Raw genomic sequence first — 376 nt, 5'->3', positions numbered from 1 at the left:
CAGGGTTTACAAATTTTGCCTGGGTCAATACATCTGGTGATACTTACGATATTTACGTTGCAATCGGAAATTATGCGACTGGTGTAAATATTCAATGGGATTATACCAGTAATGCCAGCGTGACGATTCATACGTCACCAGCATATTCTGCTAATAAGCCGGAAGGGTTAACGGACGGTACAGTTTATTCACTCTATACGCCATCAGAGCAGTTTTATCCGCCTGGCGCACCAATCCCGTGGCCATCAGATACCGTTCCGTCTGGCTATGCCCTGATGCAGGGGCAGACTTTTGACAAATCTGCATACCCGAAACTTGCAGCCGCTTATCCGTCAGGCGTGATCCCTGATATGCGTGGCTGGACGATTAAGGGCAA

The 376-nt window shown here is 47.6% G+C and carries 1 protein-coding gene; it reads left to right on the top strand.

What is annotated here, in order from left to right:
• Window positions 1-376, top strand: a 376-nt coding sequence (locus ATB02_RS25890; RefSeq protein WP_198600617.1) for a phage tail protein, incomplete at both ends; no start/stop codon positions are given.

This window comes from Escherichia sp. MOD1-EC5189, from assembly GCF_002966045.1.
In the GTDB taxonomy this organism is placed as follows: Bacteria; Pseudomonadota; Gammaproteobacteria; order Enterobacterales; family Enterobacteriaceae; genus Escherichia; species Escherichia coli_F.
The sequence above is the reverse complement of the archived record's forward strand: the minus strand, read 5'-3'. Positions and strand labels throughout refer to the sequence as shown.